The 16,141-nt window shown below is 64.5% G+C and carries 24 protein-coding genes; 17 read left to right on the top strand and 7 right to left on the bottom strand.

The window, feature by feature from the left end; genetic code table 11:
- Positions 1–98: 98 nt before the first annotated feature.
- The 4 genes from AB0O71_RS09015 (at position 99) to AB0O71_RS09000 (ending at position 2,378) form a co-directional block, all read left to right on the top strand.
- Complete coding sequence (locus tag AB0O71_RS09015) at positions 99–398, top strand: DUF2510 domain-containing protein (protein ID WP_363744436.1); 300 nt, start codon at positions 99–101, stop codon at positions 396–398.
- A gap of 84 nt (positions 399–482) precedes the next feature.
- A complete protein-coding gene (locus AB0O71_RS09010) occupies positions 483–1,082 on the top strand; it encodes a hypothetical protein (protein WP_363744434.1) in 600 nt (199 codons plus the stop codon).
- A gap of 614 nt (positions 1,083–1,696) precedes the next feature.
- A complete protein-coding gene (locus AB0O71_RS09005; RefSeq protein WP_363744433.1) occupies positions 1,697–1,951 on the top strand; it encodes a hypothetical protein in 255 nt (84 codons plus the stop codon).
- Positions 1,952–2,063: 112 nt separating this feature from the next.
- Positions 2,064–2,378, top strand: a complete 315-nt coding sequence (locus AB0O71_RS09000; protein ID WP_363744431.1) for a hypothetical protein — start codon at positions 2,064–2,066, stop codon at positions 2,376–2,378.
- Here AB0O71_RS09000 and AB0O71_RS08995 read toward each other — a convergent pair.
- From AB0O71_RS08995 to AB0O71_RS08965, 7 genes are all read right to left on the bottom strand, one after another.
- Positions 2,375–2,623 (bottom strand): XRE family transcriptional regulator, encoded by a 249-nt coding sequence (locus tag AB0O71_RS08995; RefSeq protein ID WP_363744429.1) that lies wholly within the window; start codon positions 2,621–2,623, stop codon positions 2,375–2,377. The two genes, AB0O71_RS09000 and AB0O71_RS08995, sit on opposite strands and share 4 nt — an antisense overlap.
- 94 nt (positions 2,624–2,717) lie before the next feature.
- Complete coding sequence (locus AB0O71_RS08990; RefSeq protein ID WP_363744427.1) at positions 2,718–3,047, bottom strand: hypothetical protein; 330 nt, start codon at positions 3,045–3,047, stop codon at positions 2,718–2,720.
- 150 nt (positions 3,048–3,197) lie between these two features.
- Positions 3,198–3,467: a hypothetical protein gene (locus AB0O71_RS08985; RefSeq protein ID WP_363744425.1), complete on the bottom strand. Its 270-nt coding sequence runs from the start codon at positions 3,465–3,467 to the stop codon at positions 3,198–3,200.
- 53 nt (positions 3,468–3,520) lie between these two features.
- Positions 3,521–3,700: a hypothetical protein gene (locus AB0O71_RS08980; protein WP_363744423.1), complete on the bottom strand. Its 180-nt coding sequence runs from the start codon at positions 3,698–3,700 to the stop codon at positions 3,521–3,523.
- A gap of 98 nt (positions 3,701–3,798) precedes the next feature.
- Positions 3,799–4,272 carry a hypothetical protein gene (locus AB0O71_RS08975; RefSeq protein WP_363744421.1) on the bottom strand — a complete coding sequence of 158 codons (474 nt, stop codon included), beginning with the start codon at positions 4,270–4,272 and terminating at the stop codon, positions 3,799–3,801.
- A 101-nt stretch (positions 4,273–4,373) separates the two neighbouring features.
- Positions 4,374–4,940 carry a hypothetical protein gene (locus AB0O71_RS08970; protein ID WP_363744419.1) on the bottom strand — a complete coding sequence of 189 codons (567 nt, stop codon included), beginning with the start codon at positions 4,938–4,940 and terminating at the stop codon, positions 4,374–4,376.
- 32 nt (positions 4,941–4,972) lie between these two features.
- A complete protein-coding gene (locus AB0O71_RS08965; protein WP_363744417.1) occupies positions 4,973–5,260 on the bottom strand; it encodes a hypothetical protein in 288 nt (95 codons plus the stop codon).
- 1,093 nt (positions 5,261–6,353) lie between these two features.
- Between AB0O71_RS08965 and AB0O71_RS08960 the strand changes: the two genes are divergently transcribed.
- The 13 genes from AB0O71_RS08960 (at position 6,354) to AB0O71_RS08900 (ending at position 16,116) form a co-directional block, all read left to right on the top strand.
- Entirely contained in the window at positions 6,354–6,857 is a 504-nt protein-coding gene (locus tag AB0O71_RS08960; protein ID WP_363744415.1) for a hypothetical protein, read from the top strand.
- Positions 6,857–8,617 carry a terminase TerL endonuclease subunit gene (locus AB0O71_RS08955; RefSeq protein ID WP_363744413.1) on the top strand — a complete coding sequence of 587 codons (1,761 nt, stop codon included), beginning with the start codon at positions 6,857–6,859 and terminating at the stop codon, positions 8,615–8,617. Before AB0O71_RS08960 ends, AB0O71_RS08955 begins: the two co-directional genes overlap by 1 nt.
- A 3-nt stretch (positions 8,618–8,620) precedes the next feature.
- The gene (locus AB0O71_RS08950) at positions 8,621–10,132 is read left to right on the top strand and encodes a hypothetical protein (RefSeq protein WP_363744411.1); all 1,512 of its coding nucleotides are present in this window, start codon (positions 8,621–8,623) and stop codon (positions 10,130–10,132) included.
- Positions 10,053–11,162 (top strand): hypothetical protein, encoded by a 1,110-nt coding sequence (locus tag AB0O71_RS08945; protein ID WP_363744409.1) that lies wholly within the window; start codon positions 10,053–10,055, stop codon positions 11,160–11,162. The genes AB0O71_RS08950 and AB0O71_RS08945 overlap by 80 nt, the downstream gene beginning before the upstream one ends.
- 56 nt (positions 11,163–11,218) lie before the next feature.
- On the top strand, positions 11,219–11,893 hold the full coding sequence (locus AB0O71_RS08940; RefSeq protein ID WP_363744407.1) for a hypothetical protein: 675 nt from the start codon (positions 11,219–11,221) through the stop codon (positions 11,891–11,893).
- Positions 11,894–11,908: 15 nt separating this feature from the next.
- Complete coding sequence (locus AB0O71_RS08935) at positions 11,909–12,346, top strand: hypothetical protein (RefSeq protein ID WP_363744405.1); 438 nt, start codon at positions 11,909–11,911, stop codon at positions 12,344–12,346.
- A gap of 11 nt (positions 12,347–12,357) precedes the next feature.
- The gene (locus AB0O71_RS08930) at positions 12,358–13,374 is read left to right on the top strand and encodes a major capsid protein (protein WP_363744403.1); all 1,017 of its coding nucleotides are present in this window, start codon (positions 12,358–12,360) and stop codon (positions 13,372–13,374) included.
- A 60-nt stretch (positions 13,375–13,434) separates the two neighbouring features.
- Complete coding sequence (locus tag AB0O71_RS08925; protein WP_363744401.1) at positions 13,435–13,914, top strand: SAP domain-containing protein; 480 nt, start codon at positions 13,435–13,437, stop codon at positions 13,912–13,914.
- 8 nt (positions 13,915–13,922) lie between these two features.
- Entirely contained in the window at positions 13,923–14,318 is a 396-nt protein-coding gene (locus tag AB0O71_RS08920) for a Gp19/Gp15/Gp42 family protein (protein ID WP_363744399.1), read from the top strand.
- Positions 14,319–14,446: 128 nt separating this feature from the next.
- On the top strand, positions 14,447–14,707 hold the full coding sequence (locus tag AB0O71_RS08915) for a hypothetical protein (RefSeq protein WP_363744397.1): 261 nt from the start codon (positions 14,447–14,449) through the stop codon (positions 14,705–14,707).
- Entirely contained in the window at positions 14,707–15,045 is a 339-nt protein-coding gene (locus AB0O71_RS08910; protein ID WP_363744395.1) for a DUF5403 family protein, read from the top strand. Before AB0O71_RS08915 ends, AB0O71_RS08910 begins: the two co-directional genes overlap by 1 nt.
- Positions 15,042–15,458 (top strand): hypothetical protein, encoded by a 417-nt coding sequence (locus AB0O71_RS08905; protein WP_363744393.1) that lies wholly within the window; start codon positions 15,042–15,044, stop codon positions 15,456–15,458. Before AB0O71_RS08910 ends, AB0O71_RS08905 begins: the two co-directional genes overlap by 4 nt.
- A gap of 67 nt (positions 15,459–15,525) precedes the next feature.
- Positions 15,526–16,116, top strand: coding sequence for a hypothetical protein (locus tag AB0O71_RS08900; RefSeq protein ID WP_363744391.1), 591 nt, complete (start codon positions 15,526–15,528; stop codon positions 16,114–16,116).
- The last annotated feature ends 25 nt before the right edge of the window (positions 16,117–16,141 follow it).

The following is a 16,141-nucleotide window of genomic DNA, read 5'->3' as shown; positions in this document are numbered from 1 at the left end:
TAAACGGATACACGAGCCCATCTTGAACGCTTGCCACCGGATCGCCAATGGCGGCACCTCACGCCCGTGTTGTGGATGCGCGCGGGTAAGGTATTTGCATGAGCGTGCAGCATCCCGAGCCAACGACGACTCCTCCTGCTGGGTGGTATCCCGATACGAATAGCGGCCACCTCCGCTGGTGGGACGGACAAGCGTGGGGCCCTTTCGCCCCTCCGCAGCAACCTGCTGTGCAGCATGTGCAGGTGCAACACCCTCGGTACGCAAACAATATGCCGGTCTCGTATGTGCGACCGCAGCAGGGGCACAGCATCACCTCACATCTTCTCCTCGGCATCTTCTGCCTATGGATCAACGTGATCTACATCTCTGTGAGCCCGAACCACTACTGGCACACCTAAGCCTTAACCCGCGTGTAAGATTCACGGCAGCACAACTGAATAGCTCGAGCACGGGTATACCGGGCCGAGGCCGGGAACATCGCAATGCGCCAGCATCAAGCTCCCCCCTTCCACCTCGATCACACCGGGCACGCGGCCGACGGCATAGGCCGGCTCGAGCAACGGGAATGGTCCCGATTCATCTGGGCATGGTCCGCCGCCGCGTCCCTCGTCACGTGGCTGTACTCAGCGGGCAACCTCAACATGGCCGGAGAGACCGACGTCCGCGTCGATTCGTCCTCCGCGCCCACGATCAACCTGCCGGCAACGTGGCTCGCCGCTGACGAGATCGCGCGCTACCTGCAGGAGCTCAACGGGTTCTCGACACCCGAGCAAGCCGCAAACGATCCGAAGGGCTCATACCTCGCAATTGAGCTCGGCCGCGCGGTGTCGATCGCGGACCGACGATGGCCACGCGAGGACAAGCCCCACGCAATGCGCCTGATGCGTTGCGCGGGCTGCTCGGAACTGACACTCATGTACCGCCCGCCGCGCTTCCCCGGCGACGCAATCGTCGTCGACTGCCCGAAGTGCGGCTACTCGATGCCCGAGGATCTGTTCTCGGTGAACGTGCTGCTCATCGAAGCAGAGATGGCCGGCGCCGACGTCGCAGTCGATGCAACGGAGGTCACCCTTGCAGCTTGACGTAAGAACGGGCACGGCATTGTGGGTCCGCCTCGCCTCAGCACCTGAGAGATTCGACCGCCCGCGCCGAACGATCGAGAAGTGGATCACCGATGAGCAGGTCAGGACCATGCGTCCCCTGCAGGAGGTGTGGCTCTACGTCCCAGACCTCGAACGCATGGACGCGCAGACGCAACGCCGCAAAAGACGGACGACTTGACTAATGCGCGCTATGCGGTAGTGTGATTCATGGTGGAGGAATGTAACCACTTCACCAGGCTTGAAACACAGAAACCCCCGCAGCGCTCAGCGCCCGGGGGTTTTGTCGTTCCATGACAACTGAATATCGACAATCGAATATGCCCGCGGCCACGGTCGGCGGGCCTCTTACTTCCCGTGCGTGACGGGAGCCGCCGCGTTCGTGTCATAGCGACACTGCGCGCCGGCGGGCGGTGCTGCAGGCTGCAACTCACGACAGTCTCGATCCGGTGCGCAGACGCAAGCACTAGTAGCCGGAATGCGAGAGCCCGCGGCGCCGAACGCGCGCGCACGGCGGGCCCCACTTCTTGCCGGACCCTCGACCACCAACATCACATAGTGCGAGGCGAGCCCGGCAACATCTCACCGGAGGAATCATGAACCCCGACGAAGCATGGCGGGAAGCTCACGCAGAACTCTCGCGTGCAGTTTCCACCTACTACCAAGCGACCACCGGAGAGTTCGTCGATGGCTGGGTGCTCGTGACGCACAAGCTGTCCGTCGAGCTCGAAGCCGAAGGCGCTTCAGCAGTCGGAGTGATTTCCTCCCCAGATCTTTCGTGGGTCAAGGGCCGCGGCCTGCTCGAGATCGCCAGGGAAAACCGCGCCTACAGCGGCCATCAAGGAGACTGATCATGCAACCCTGCCCTGAGTGTGGATCTGAGTACTCCTCAGCGCTCGCCGCCGAGGAGTGCGGTGAGGTCGACCGCGTCGAAGACCGACGCATCCGGCAGTCGCGCAAGCGATGAGCACCTCAGGATGGGTCGCGCGGCCGACGGATCGGCGCGCAACTCTTCCGCCTGACTGGTGGCGGGTACGCGGCCACGTGCTCAAGCGCGACGGCCGCCGATGCCAGCACGTCCGCTACGACACGGACCGCAAGTGCTTACAGCCGGCCACCGACGTCGACCACATCAACGACCGGAACGACCACCGGCCCGAGAACCTGCAATCACTTTGCAGCTGGCACCACCAGCAGAAGACCTCAAGCCAAGGCGGCAAAGCGGCCGCCGCGCGCCGGCGCAAAGTTGCAACTCCGGCACACCCCGGGATCCTCTAGGACCTCTTGCCGGCAGTCTTGCGCGGCTTGCGGTTGCCGGATCCCGGACGCTGCTCGTTCCACGCGTCGATGGTCTTCTCGCTCCACCCACGAACCGTGCCGACGGTTACGTCAGGCTTCGGAAGCGTGAGCGAGGACAGCGCCCCACGGGTGATCCCGAGCCGCTCGGCAATCTCCGTGGTGGATAGGTAGTGACGCGTCATATCTACATCATGCGCGACGTATGGCAATGCGTGCAACTTCACGATTGTCTCCTTACTGCCCCACTGTCTGCGGGGCTCGTGCTCGCCGTCGGGATTGAACCAACGTAGACGCCCACCAGGCGCGAGCTACTGCAATTCACAGCGCGACGATGCGGCGCAATACTCCCTGCGCGTGCAATATCTCGCCCCACGATGCTCGCTTGAATCGGGCTGTAATGCCGTTGTTCAGCCAGAGCTCAGCGCATCGCTTCACCGTGAGCACGGGCGCGTGAGACTCGCAATCGCCGCGAAACGCCTCAAGCACGCTATTCGGGTTGTTATCCAGGTCGAACACTGCTCGTGGCTCGAGCGAGTACCCGCCAGGAGTCGCGCCATCAGCAAATGGGTCAGACGCTCGAGACTGATCGACGACGCATCTCCACGGCTTAGGGTCGCTGTTGATCTTCCTGCTGTTGTAGAGAGTCATGCTGCAATTCCTTCCGCTATGCCGCGCTCAGTGTCGCGACGGCGTACCATTCGAGCCCCTGCCAGACGGCAATGACTCCCCCGAGCGTCAGTACGGCGCCCGCAATTTCTACTAGGACCAACCGACATTGAGCGCGCCGCTCGGCGTCGGTCACGATGTCGCCTCCGCGAGCTCACCGTTGTACGGCCACGAGTACAGCGCCTCCCAGCGCTCGATCACGGCCGCAATCTGCTTGGGCCGGAGCGTGCAAGCAGAGATGCTCTGCACCGTCTCCCCCGACCGTTCCGAAAAACCCGCGACCACAGTTCCGGCGAGCGTCCACAACTCAATCGAGAAATGGGGAACGTCGATCCCGTCGTCGTCCCCAGGCGCAATATCGAATGACCACGCGACGGGCAGCCCGTCATGGTCTTCAGGCATCGGCCACCCCATTGATAGGGCACTGAGCACACGCAACGGCAGCGCCGCGCGGCTCATCGGTCCGCCCCCTGCAATTCCACCGGGTACCCGCGTCCGTCGATGTCGACAAACGACGTTCCGGCACCATTGCCGTGCGCGTTGGCATCCCACGTGCAATTGGTGGCGTCCTCGCTCGCGCAAGCGGGGAGGATCGCAACGGCGATCATCAGTACAAGTTCCAGCAATGCGGCCACTTCGGGCCCCCTCTCGGTAATGGGCGCGACGATCGCGCCCCGTGCGCTCGCGGATGCTTGCAATCCGCCCCCGGCTCGTTCCGGTAGCGCGTGTTGGTTCACCAGCGCGGGTTGTGCGCGCAATAGGTGGTGTTCTCGGTGTCGCATCGCCGCGCAACTTCTTCGACTACGAACCGCGCAAGTGCATCTGTGTCAGCGTCGCGAACGGCTGAACCCCCGGCCTCTTCCCAGAGCTCGAAGAAGTCGCAACTTAGGCGCGTCTCGAGCAATCGATCGATGACGTCACACCGGTCACTCACGAGGTCGAGCGGCTCGCCGTGCAATGCGATGTAGCGACCGGTGGCATCGATGCGCAGGCGGTACTCGCCTGCAAGGCCACGACAGTGCAGCAACTCATGTGCCGGCTGAAGTTTCACCCGATACTCGCGACTGATCGCGATCGCGACCGCAATTTCTTCCTCCGAGCGCGAACCGCGCTCCGGCAATTCTGCATACAGCGCCTCAAGCTGCTTCGGTGTGAGGCTCCGCGCGCTCAGGTTCGCTTGCACGGCGTCAATCGCTTTCACAGACATCATTGATTCCTCTCGTCATTGCTGGCACGCAACTTGCGCGCCCCGTGGTGGCGCCCGGACTCGAACCGGGTCGACGCCTTAACGCTCGCCACCTGTGGTGGTCAGAAGATCTCCGACCACACGTCCTCTGCCGCAACTTCCGTTGCCTCTGCCGCGTACGCTTCGGCCATCGCCGCGCGCTCTGCAACCTGCTCAGCCTTGAACTCTGCAAACGTCACCCAACGCCAGACGCCGGCGTCGTGAGCGCGCTGCATCTCTTCGGTCAGGTGAGGCCACGCAATATGCAATGAGCCCTTGCAGAACTCGAGCGACGGTCGCCGGCGAGCATCCGCACCGAATGCTTGCTGCCGCCAAAAGTCATCCCACAGCGTGCCCGGCCATCCCATGTGGTCTGCAATTCGGTATTGCATCGCTTCGATCAGCGACCGGTACGCGGCGCGGTCCGCGTCGTCGGTTCCCGACGCCCGCAACGACTTCGCCGCAACTCGCGACGGAGCCGCAACCGCGGCCGGATCCTGCAAGATCGCGGTGCCTGGCACGCAACGCGCAACCATGTACGCGTTCGCCCGCTGCACCCATGCGAGGTACTCCGGTGAGTCAGCCCGCAATTCGGGGCGCGGTTCTACGTTGGCCGCGTACCATGCGCGGCGCTCAGATTTGACACTCATCTTGCAATCTCCTCCCCTGCAATTCGGTGGGCTTACGCGCCCATATCGATCCAGTTGACGTGGCCGCAAACTTCCTCGACCCACGTGAGCGCATCGGCTCGAGTAACGAACCGGAAGATCTTGAACTCACGGCCGTCTGCGGTGAGTGAGACCCACCAGTTCAGCACTGCAGGGTTGCCCCACTCGTCGGCGGGCTCGATGACCCAACGGCCAAGGTTGAGGTCGCACGCTCTTGTGCGGGTAGATCCCGCAAGCTCGCACACGACATCGGCGAGATTGAAAACGTCCGCGGGCACTTCCGCGGCGGATACGGTAGTCACGATCGAACCTCCCAGTTCGGTACATGCCCCGGGCGAGCTGCACACTCGCGCCGGGGCTTGGTCTTGGTGGCAGATGCCACGGTGGCGACCACGGGGCTCGAACCCGTGCACGTCTCCGGCGTGGTGCCGGTGAGCATGGCGCCTATCGCGCCGCCTGTTGTTTCGCTGTGGAGTTGTGAAGGATCTGTGCCTGCCGGTACTGGTTCCCGTTGGGGCTTCCCGGTGGCGATGAGATAACTAAACCATGCGCCGCGCATTGTTTACAAGTCATGCGCCGCGCATTGCTTCACCAACACCTCGCACATCGGCACCACCATGCGCGACGACGGGTTTTACTTCAGCGTGTCGGCCCGGGCGTGTCGCGTCCGCCGGCGATTGCCGCGCACCGAGAGACCACACACCCGGCGGCGCGCTCGACGTGCCCAGCCCTGCACCTCGCACCGGTAGCGCGAGACACCCGGCCCACCGAGCACACACGCCACGCCACGTCACGCACCACGCGCCCCGCTGGCGAGCCCACAGGTACACGAGCACACGAGCACACGCGCACCCGCAGCACGCGCCACACACACGCACACGAGCGGGCGCGCACCACGCGCACCCGGCCACGCACGCACGAGCGCACACGAGCGCACGGGGGCCACCCCCTCCCCCCACCCCCTTCCCCATCGCCCGCAAGCGTTCTGCATCTCGCGGTGCGCGTGGGTCTGGGGGGTTTATGCCCCGAGCGCCGCTTGGTGCGCGCTCGAGGCGCGAGAGCTTCCCCGGCCGCCAGGGCCGAGGGTTTTCACCTGCCGACATGGAGGTTCCCGATGGCCGTCCTATCTTGTTCCGCGCGCGTCGTACTGATCGCCCCTCACCATGAGGCCGGCGTCGCTGCGACTCGTCGTCACCCCGAGTACTCACACGCGATGGTCGTGGTCGCGAGCGACCCGGGCGCGCTTCGCCGCATCAAGGGTCGTGTGTTCGCTGGCTGGGTGCTTCTGCCTGGCGCCGAGCATCGCGCCTCTCCTCGGCGAATCTCGGAACTCATCGAGTACGCGCGTTCCCACGAGTGTGGCTGTGTTCAGCACGCGATCCAGGCGGTGGCCTGATGGCCGGCGTCGGACCCGTACCGAAAGACGAGCGATCGCGCCTCCGCGACTCCCCCAAGCGCGACCTCGTGAAATCGGATGGAAAGGTCGGCGGCTTCGAGCTCCCTGACGACGTGTTGCCGCAGCTTCGCATCGGCGGAGAGCTGCAGTTCGACATGGACGGCAATCCGATCCGCGAAGACTGGCACCCGCAAACCGTGCGCTGGTGGAACAACTGGCGAGAGTCGCCGCAGGGCATCCGCATGGCAACCGCCGTCGACTGGGACTACTTGCTCGATACCGCGCTGCTGCATCACCAGATGTGGGAGTCGGGCGGCAAGAACTCGGAGCGTGCGGCCGAGATCCGTCTGCGTGCGGCGACGTTCGGCGCGACGCCGGCGGACCGCGCGCGGCTCAAGTTCGAGATCGAGATTCCTGAAGAGTTCGAGGTCGGTTCGTCAACGGCAAACGTGTCCTCGATGAATGATGCGCGCAGGAAGCGAGTAGCCAACGGGGGTGCCTGATGCCCCGTCGCGTCATCAAGAACGACGAGCTGCATGATCGCGAGCGCTCACTGGGCTATCTCGCCGTCTGGTTCATCGAAACCTTCGTTGTCCACGGCCGCGGCGACATCGCGGGCCAGCCGATCCGGTACGGAGACGAGTACTTCGGGTTCATCGTCGACTGCTACGCGCTCGACAAGCGTGGGCGCCGCCTCTACGACTCCGCGTTCTTCTCTCGCCCGAAGGGCACGGACAAGTCCGGTGTCGCCGCGGCGATCGCCCTGCTCGAGGCGTTCGGGCCCTGCCGTTTCGAGGGCTGGGCTGAGGGCGGCGAGCAGTACACGTTCCTGGGTCAGACGTACACCTACAGCAAGGGCGAGCCGATGGGCCGCGCCGTCACCCAGCCGATCATCCGCATCCTCGCCACTGAGGAAGGCCAGACCGGCAACGTCTACGACACGATCTACTACAACCTCGCAACCGAGACCGCTCCCCTGAATGCACTCGTCAAGGCGTATGGCGTGGATGCCGGCCTCACTCGTGTGGTTCTGCCCAAGTCGTCCGGCGGCGGGTCGATCGAGCCGATGTCGTCCGGCGCCGCGTCCAAGGACGGTGGCCTCGAGACGTTCGTCGTCTTCGACGAGTCGCACCTGTACAACGTCGACCGCCTGAAGCAGATGCATGGCACGGTCACGCGAAACCTCCGCAAGCGGAAGAAGATCGCCGAGCCGTGGTACATCGAGACCACAACGATGTATCAGCCCGGTGAAGACTCGGTCGCCGAAGACACGTACCGGCTCGCCGACCTCATTCAAGAGGGCCGCACTCGTCGCAAGCGGTTGTTCTTCGACCACCGGTGGGGTGAGCTCGGAGACGCCGCGCAGGGCGCGGACGAGCCGAACGACGCCTACGAGGCACGCATCAAGGAAGCGTTCGCAGACGCCTACGGTGACGCCGCCGAGTGGAACGACGTCGAGGACATGCTCGACGCGTTCTTCGACCCCCGAAACAACGAATCGGAGCAGCGCCGCTACTTCCTGAACGCCGTCGTCGAGGCCAACAACTCGTGGCTGAAGATCGCGGAATGGAATGACATCGGCCTCGGAGCGCGCATCAAAGCCGCTCTCAAGGAGGGCGTCGCCCCATCGTGGCGGCCACCATCTGCCGGCGAGAAGATCACACTCGGGTTCGACGGGTCCCGCTCCGACGACGCGACCGCGCTCATCGCGTGCCGCGTCTCCGATGGGTACACGTGGCCGATCTTGATCGAAGAGCCGCCTGACTCCGAGAAAGCGAAGGACTGGGTCGTCGATCAGCACAAGGTCGACAAGCACGTCCGACTCACGTTCGCGAAGTTCGAGGTCGTGGGCTTCTTCGCTGACCCTCCCTACTGGCAGGACTACGTCGACGCCTGGGACAAGGACTTCGGCGACGACATGAAGGTCCGAGGCACTCGCGACAAAGGCCTGCACTTCTACACCGCAAACCACAAGACGATGGCGATGGCCGTTGAACGCGCGCACACCGCGATCGTCACCGGTCAGATCACCCACAGCAACGACCCCCAGTTCACCCGGCACGTCATGAACGCGCGCCGGTGGGAGCGGAACACAGGTGACGTCATCGGCAAGGACAAGCGCGGATCCAAGAACAAGATGGACGCCGCCGTGGCTATGGTGCTCGCGCTCGAAGCTCGAGCACGCTACCTCGCGAAAGAGCGTCCCGACAAACAGGCCTTCGAGCCATTCAACCCGCGCGGCAACGCGCGCAGACGGAGGTAGCAGATGCTCACAGAAGCACTCATCCCCGGCACGGACGACTGGTACCTCGTCGAGCTCGGCAAAGAACTCGGGGCGAACTTCCCGCGCATCGCCATGCTCGAGTCGTACCGCGACGGGACTTTTGTCGTGCCGGTCGAAGCGGATCCCGCGGTGCGGGAGGCCTACAAGAAATTCGCTCGCAAGGCGCGACTGACCATTGCCGACACGATCGTGACACAGGTGGTCGGCCGGCAGGACCTGCGCGGCTTCCGCACCGCGGCCGAGAACGACGCGAACGGCGACCGAGAAGCTGCTCGGCTGATGCGACAGAACGACCTCGACGTGCAGTTCTCTGAAGCGTTCGACAAGAAAGCGCAGCACGGCGTCTCGTTCGGCGTCGTCGCGATCGACCCGCTCACCGGAGAACCGTTCGGGAAGATCCTCGACAGTTGGTCGGTCGCGGTACGCATGAGCGAGATCCGCCCCATGCAGGTCGATGCGGCGATCATCGCTTCGTGGGATCCGTTCAACCAGCAGGACGTGCTCACTCTGCTTCGTCCTGGCTACATGCGCGTCGCGGTAAAGCCCGGCAAGCAGTCGACCATCCCGCGCGACGGCACCCAGTGGGAGCCCGGTCTCGCATGGGACTGGACGGGCGGCCCCATCCCCCTCGGTTTCACCGAGCGGGTCCCGGTGGTGCGGTGGGCGAACCCGCACGGGCTCGGCGAGTACGAGAACCACATCGACTCGATCGACCGCATCACCGAAGACATCCTGCAGCGCCTGACGATCACAGCCATGCAGGCATTCCGGCAGCGTGCCGTCACCCCCGGCGACGGGCGGGCCCTTCCCTCCCACTACCCCGACGATCACCCTGAGAGTCCGGGCGAACCGATCGACTACGACGAGATCTACAAGGGCGGCCCTGCAGCGCTCTGGTTCTTGCCCGAAGGGGCGCAGATCTGGGAGTCCTCGCCGACCGACATCAGCAGCCTCATCAACGCCGAAGACAAGGACATCGAGCATCTCGCCGCAGTCACAGGCACCCCGCTCTTCTCCGTGTCGCCGGCAGAGAACCAGTCGGCAGAAGGTGCAAAGCTCTCACGCGAAACGATCCGCACGAAAGTTCGCGACCGCAACAAACGCGACGGCCGCAGCGCAACAGAGTTCATGTCACTGCTCTTCGAGGCCAACGGTGACCAGCAGCGGGCAGACCGCACAGAGATCGTCTCGATGTGGGGCCCGATGGAGCACATCTCGATGGCCGAAGCCGCCGAGGCTGCCCGCGCTGCCCGCGACGGCGGCATGTCACTGCGCGGCATCAACGAGCACATCTATCAGATGACGCCCGACGAGATGCAGCAGGAAGAGATGTCGATCCGGGACGAACAGTTCCAGAACTCACTCATGGGGGTGACCGTCGATGCCGGTAACGGACAAAATGCTGGACCTCCACGTGCAGCGGAAACGGTCGCTGACAGAGCGACTCCTCCGGCTCCTGCTCGGTCTGTGGGGGAACTACAGCCAGTGGAGTGACGACGATCTCACGAAGGCGCGGACGGCGGCGAGCATCCCGCACGTCGAGTCCGCGCTGCGGGAGATTCAGAAGGAGACTCGGCAGTTCCAGTTCCGGGTCCTCAAGGAGCTCGGCGTAGCAACGCCGAAGTACCGCCCACCGATCGACCTGTACCCAAGGTCACGCGTCGATCTCTTGGAGGTCTACGGCCGCCCCGCTCGAGACGCCACGAAGGTGCTCGAACGGGGCGGGACCCCTGAGCAAGCCTTCGAGGCATTCGAGAAACGACTCGAAGGCATCGTCGAGGCGGACGTCATCATCGCCGACCGTGACGAACTGAAGCGCATCCAAGACCAGCTCGAAGCTGACGGACTCACGGAGTACTCGGAGTCCGAAGACGCCATCGTGCACGACGACGATGATGCCACCGAGCTCATGTCGCGCGACGAAATGGAAGAGTGGATTGAGCGGTTCGAGGACGACTACGGACTCGAGAACAAGCCGATCGTCGGTGGCGAACGAGTCATCGGCTGGCGCCGCGTCATCCGCCCTGAGCTTTCGCGTCACGGCTCCTGCGGACTCTGCGTTGTCGCTGCCACCCAGTGGTACACGCGCGGTGACCTGCAGGCGATCCACCATCTCTGCAAGTGCGCCACTCTGCCGGTGACGAAGAGCGCCGACCCGGGGCTCCGCTGGAACGCCGAGGACCTCCGCCGGAACCTCGACGAGATCTACGGCGCCGGCGGCGGCACGGCAGGCAAGAAGCTGAAGCGCATCCGCGTCGCCGTCCGCGAACACGGGGAACTCGGGCCAATGCTCGCCTACTCAGCGAAGCGCGGTTGGACGCCTATCGAAGGCTTCGAGCCCTATACGCCGCCCAACGCTTCCGTGCAGAAGGAACGTCTCTCGAACCGACGCTCCGAGCTCGAAGCCACCCTCGCGAACCTACGCGCCCGCTCCGACGGCGACGGCAGCCGCGAAGGAATCGACCACGCGATCTGGGAAGTCGAGCAATCACTCAAGGAACTCGACGCCCGACTCGCGGCATAACCACCGCGCCATGCGGCGGCCACCACAACACCTACGACATGTAAGGGACCTCACGAATGTTCACCACACCCCGACTCGGATTTCGACTCCGGTTCAACGGCGACGATGAGAATGGCGGCAAGCCCGCGGCGAAGACCGAGGACGATCTCGGCTTCCCGGCCGACACGAAGCCGGAAGACATGACGCCGGAGCAGCAGCTCGCGTTCTACAAGAACGACGCAGAGAAGTGGAAGGGCCTCTCGCGCAAGCACGAGAAGCGTGCCCGTCCCGAGAACTTCGACGAGATCGCCGCAGACGCGCAGAAGTGGCGTGAGAAGGAGCACGAGGACCTCCCGCCCGATCAGAAGGCCGTCAGCGACGCTCGCTCCGCCGGTCGCCGCGAGGGCGCGACCGCGTTCCTCCATGACGCCGTTCGCGCCGAGCTCAAGGCCCGGCGCCCCCACATGACCAACGACGAACTCGACGAGTTCCTCGAAGACGTCGCGCTCGACAAGTTCCTCGGCCAGGACGAGCGCCTCGACACCGAACGGGTGGAGCGGCTGGCTGGCAAGCTCGCCGACGCCCCGAAGCAGGGCGGCGACACGCCTCCTGCACCAGATCCCGCACCGGGCGGCGCTGCACTCGGCGACGTACTCCGTCGCACGACCGCGCCCCCGAAGGACCACGCGGGTTCTGTCGCCGAATACCGAAACCGTGAGCGCGAACGCTACACGGCACAGAACAGCAAGTAGACCCAGGAGGCTACGATGACCGATTTCGCGATCGACACGTCCCGCACCGAGCCGCGGATTGATACCCGCTGGCGCGCATCGAAGTTCGGCCAGGACCACGCCCAGCCGGGCACCCTGGACCTCTCGAAGTTCGTCGAGGGCACGCACTACAACATCGGTGGCCGCACCGACAACGTGATCCCCTCGGGCGTCGCGCTGACGAAGAACGCCACCTCGGGGCTCTACGAGCCCTGGACGCCCGGAGCCAGCGCGGAGGACCACCCCAACCTCGCCGGCTTCATCAACGACGACGCAGGCATCGACCTGTTCCGTCGCGCCGGCGTCGCAAAGTCCACCAAGGCCGCGTTCGCGCTGCTCATCGTCGGAGGCATCGACGCCACCCGCCTCCCGGTCAGCGCCCAGCGCGAACCGGTGCAGGTGGCGCCGACGACCGGCCTGTTCACCTTCATCTAAGGAGATTCCGCATGGCATTCACCAAGTCCCACCGGACCGCCGCGCAGCTCACGGGTATCGCCCAGGGCACCATCGACGGCGTCTTCGGCGCATCCATCGTTTCCACGTTCCTGCCTCAGCGCGAGAACCAGGGCCTGACGTTCGACTTCAACGTCGGCAGCACGTCGCTGCCCGAGGCCGCGCGCTTCCGCTCGTACAACACCGAGTCGGACGTCGCAAGCTTCGAAGGAAGCGAAGCCCGCCAGGGCAAGCTCCCCGCGATCTCGCGTCGCCTGCACGTCGATGAGTTCGCGCAGATCTCACAGATCGGCGGAGACCTCGGCCCCGTATTCGAGAACTACGCACGACTCATCGCCGCACAGATCGCAACCCGCTTCGTGTGGGCAGGCGCCGAGGCGATCGAGTCCGGGAAGCTCACGATCGACGAGCGCAAGCTCAAGTTCGTGATCGACTACGGGCGCAAGGCGAGCCTGACCGCGACGGCACCGACCCTGTGGTCGGATCCCGCTGCTGACGTGATCGGCGACCTCGAGGCGCTGCGGGCGGCCTACGGCAGCAGCCCTGGCTCCATCCTGGTGCCAGAGCTCGTCCTGCAGCACCTCAGCCGCAACGAGGGCATCATCGAGCTCGCCACCCGCGGACTCGGCACCCCCTCACGCATCTCGCTCGACGATGTGCTCGGCACACTGCGCAGCTTCGGCTTCGATGGCGTGTTCACGAACAAGGAGCGCTTCGTCGACCACACCGGCACCGAGCGCAACCTGTTCAGCTCCGACAAGGTGCTGTTCCTCCCCGCCGCTCAGCAGACCGCGCTCAGCCAGGCGGCCGGCGTCGGACCCCTGGGCACGACGGATTTCGGTGTCACTGCCGAATCGCTCTTGACCGAGAACGGTCTGGGCGGCCAGCCCGGCGCATTCGCCGGCGCGCTCGAATCCGATGACCCCGTCGGATTCGACGTCGTCGTCGGAGCGATCGGCCTGCCGATCGTGCAGAGCGCGAACTCGACCGCGTCGCTGAAGGCACTCTAACCAGACCAACACGAGGGGGCGACCAGCCGGTCGCCCCCTCTCGGATCCCAGGAGGAAACGATGAAGGTCTGCCAGACCGTCAACCTGCTCGACGACCAGTTCCAGCTCGTCACGCTGCTCCCCGGCGACGACGTTCCCACGTGGGCGCAGAAGCGGGTCACTAATCCCGCGGTCGTCGCTGACGCATCAGCCGAGAATCCCTCAAATGCCGCTCCGGCAAGCGCGCCCGTGGAACCCGTTGCCGCTCCGGGAACGCCAGAAGCAGTTACCGAGGACAAGTATTCGAAGCTCAAGAACCCCGAGCTCGCGGCAATGCTCAAGGAGCGCGGTCTCGACGCGACGGGCAACAAGGCCGCGATGACCGAACGCCTGAAGGAAGCCGACAAGGCAGCCGAACAGCCGCCCGCGGAGGACGTCGACATCTGGTCGATGAACGTCGACGAGCTCAAGGCGTTCGCCGCGGAGAACAGCATCGACGTCGGAGAAGCTGCCACCTCCGAAGAACTCGCCGCCGTCATCGAGCTCGCCCGCAAGCAGTAGGAGAACTCATGGCTGTCACACTCCCCGAAGTCACGTACGAGTGGGTCTGCGACGCCTTCGAAGGCGAGCCTGACGAACTCGGCCGCGAGTCATACGTCAAGTCGAAGATTCGCCACACCGTGGGGAAGCTCAAGACCCGGTTCGGAAAGCGGATCGAATCGAGACTGGCGGCAGGCCAGCTCGAGGAAGACCTGTTCAAGGACACCGTCGCCGAGGCGGTGCTCCGCATCATTCGTAACCCCGAGGGGTACACGACCGAACAACAGGGCAACTACTCGTATGGGCTGCGTGCTGTGGTCGCGTCTGGCTATCTCATGTTCACGGCCGAGAACATGCTCGACATGCTCGGAGAGCCGTCGCCGGTCATCGGCACGTTCTCCATCGGAGATCACCGGGGGGGCTGATGTCGATTCGAGGCAGAGGGCCCCACACGGTCATCGTCCAATCCCGCAAGATCGAGCGGTTCCGCGGCGCCGTCGATTACGTCCCAGATGGGCCACCGGTGAAGATCGAGCGCTGCAGCGTCCAATCCGTGAGGGAGTGGGCAACTGCAGAAGAGGTCATGACCTATGGCCTCAGTCTCATCTCGATGAGGCGTGTGTTCACCCGCACCTGGCCCGCCGATGCGAACGGCCTCGTCTATTTCAATGGCGGCATCTTCGAGACAGTCGGAGATCCGCAGCACATGGACGGCTCCCGCCGCACCGCTCACTGGGTGACGACGATCAAGTGGCTCGGAGACGGGCCTCCCCCACACGTCCCCAACGTCGACGAAGAGCAGGAGGGTGAGTAATGGCGAGCGTTGAATCACACGTCCGGCTCACCGCGGCGATCATCGCCGGCGGCGACCCCGCAATGGACCGCGCGGCCGCGAAGCTGCAGACGAATCTCGTAGCTGAAGCTGCGAGACACAATCTCACGAGCGCGTTCATGAACAGCTTCGAAACTGCCACAGTGCCTGGTGAGTCCGGCCCTGGCCAGCAGGTCAGCGACCGCGTCGTGTACACGACCGATCCTGGTGCGATGGCGATTAACTACGGCCGCAAGTACACGGACAAGGACACCGGCGAAGTCACCCGCGTCCCCGGCAAGCACGTCTTCGAGCGTGCGATCGGGAGGACGTCAGGATGAGCCTGAAACGCGTGCTTCCAGACCTCGACACGTTCTTCGACTCTCTGATGACGGCGGCCGCGCCCGACACGGTCACGGCGATCCAAGATCAGCACGCCGACAGTTACGACGAGGTCCCGTTTGTTTCTTGGACGGCGATCAATCAGGGGCAGTACGACTTTGGGCTCTGGAACGTGACTTTGGTGCTGAACCTGCTTGCGGCACCGCGCGAAATCTTCGCGTACTCAGCGGAGCTCTACGCGGCAATCCAGTCCTGGAACACTCCCGGAGAAGGCGTGATCCTCGACCTCGCAGCGATCAACACAGTCGAAGACGCCGGGGTGTTCGACAAAGTCAACGAGATACGACTGCCCGGCAAGCACCTGTCACAAGCCGTCGCCACGTTCCGCATCACGGTCCAAGACCTGAGCTGAACGCTCCCGCACCCAACCTCAAGCCCGCCCCACCAGGTGGGCTTTTCGCATTTCTGAAGGAGAAATCATGGGCGTCAACGCCACCGCGATGATCGTTCCCGGCAACGGCACGATCTTTCACGCACCCAAGGCTGTCGAGTTCCCCACGAACCCGCTGACCGCATTCACTCTCACCGGCACCCCGCCAGAGGGGTGGACGAACCTCGGCCACACCAGCCGCGAAAACACCCTCGGATTCAGCCGCGAAGGTGGCGAGGCGTCGTCGATTGGCACCTGGCTCGCGGACTCCACGAAGACGATCTACTCGTCTGTCGCCTGGGGGATGTCGATTCCCGCGCTGCAGTTCGACAGTGACGTGCTCGACATGGCTTTCAACGGCGACTTCGATCCGGTGACGGGCGGCTACATCGTTCCTGGCCAGACGGCCGCGATCGAGACTCAGCTCTACGTTCTGATGCAGGACAACACCGGCAAGCTCGGCTTCTGGATTCCGAACTCCGAGGTCACCCTCGGTGAACCGCCCACGGTCAACCGTGAGCAGTACCTCGAGCTCCCCCTCACCGCATCGATCAACGCGGCTGACAACGACGTGATCCCGGCCGTCGAGGGCCGTCCCGGAATCATGGAGCTCTTCAAGACCGGCCTGGTTGCGCCGTAACCGGCCCCTTCACGACCCCCGGCGC

The sequence above is a fragment of the Leucobacter sp. NPDC077196 genome, from assembly GCF_040687075.1.
Lineage (GTDB): Bacteria > Actinomycetota > Actinomycetes > Actinomycetales > Microbacteriaceae > Leucobacter.
The sequence above is the reverse complement of the archived record's forward strand: the minus strand, read 5'-3'. Positions and strand labels throughout refer to the sequence as shown.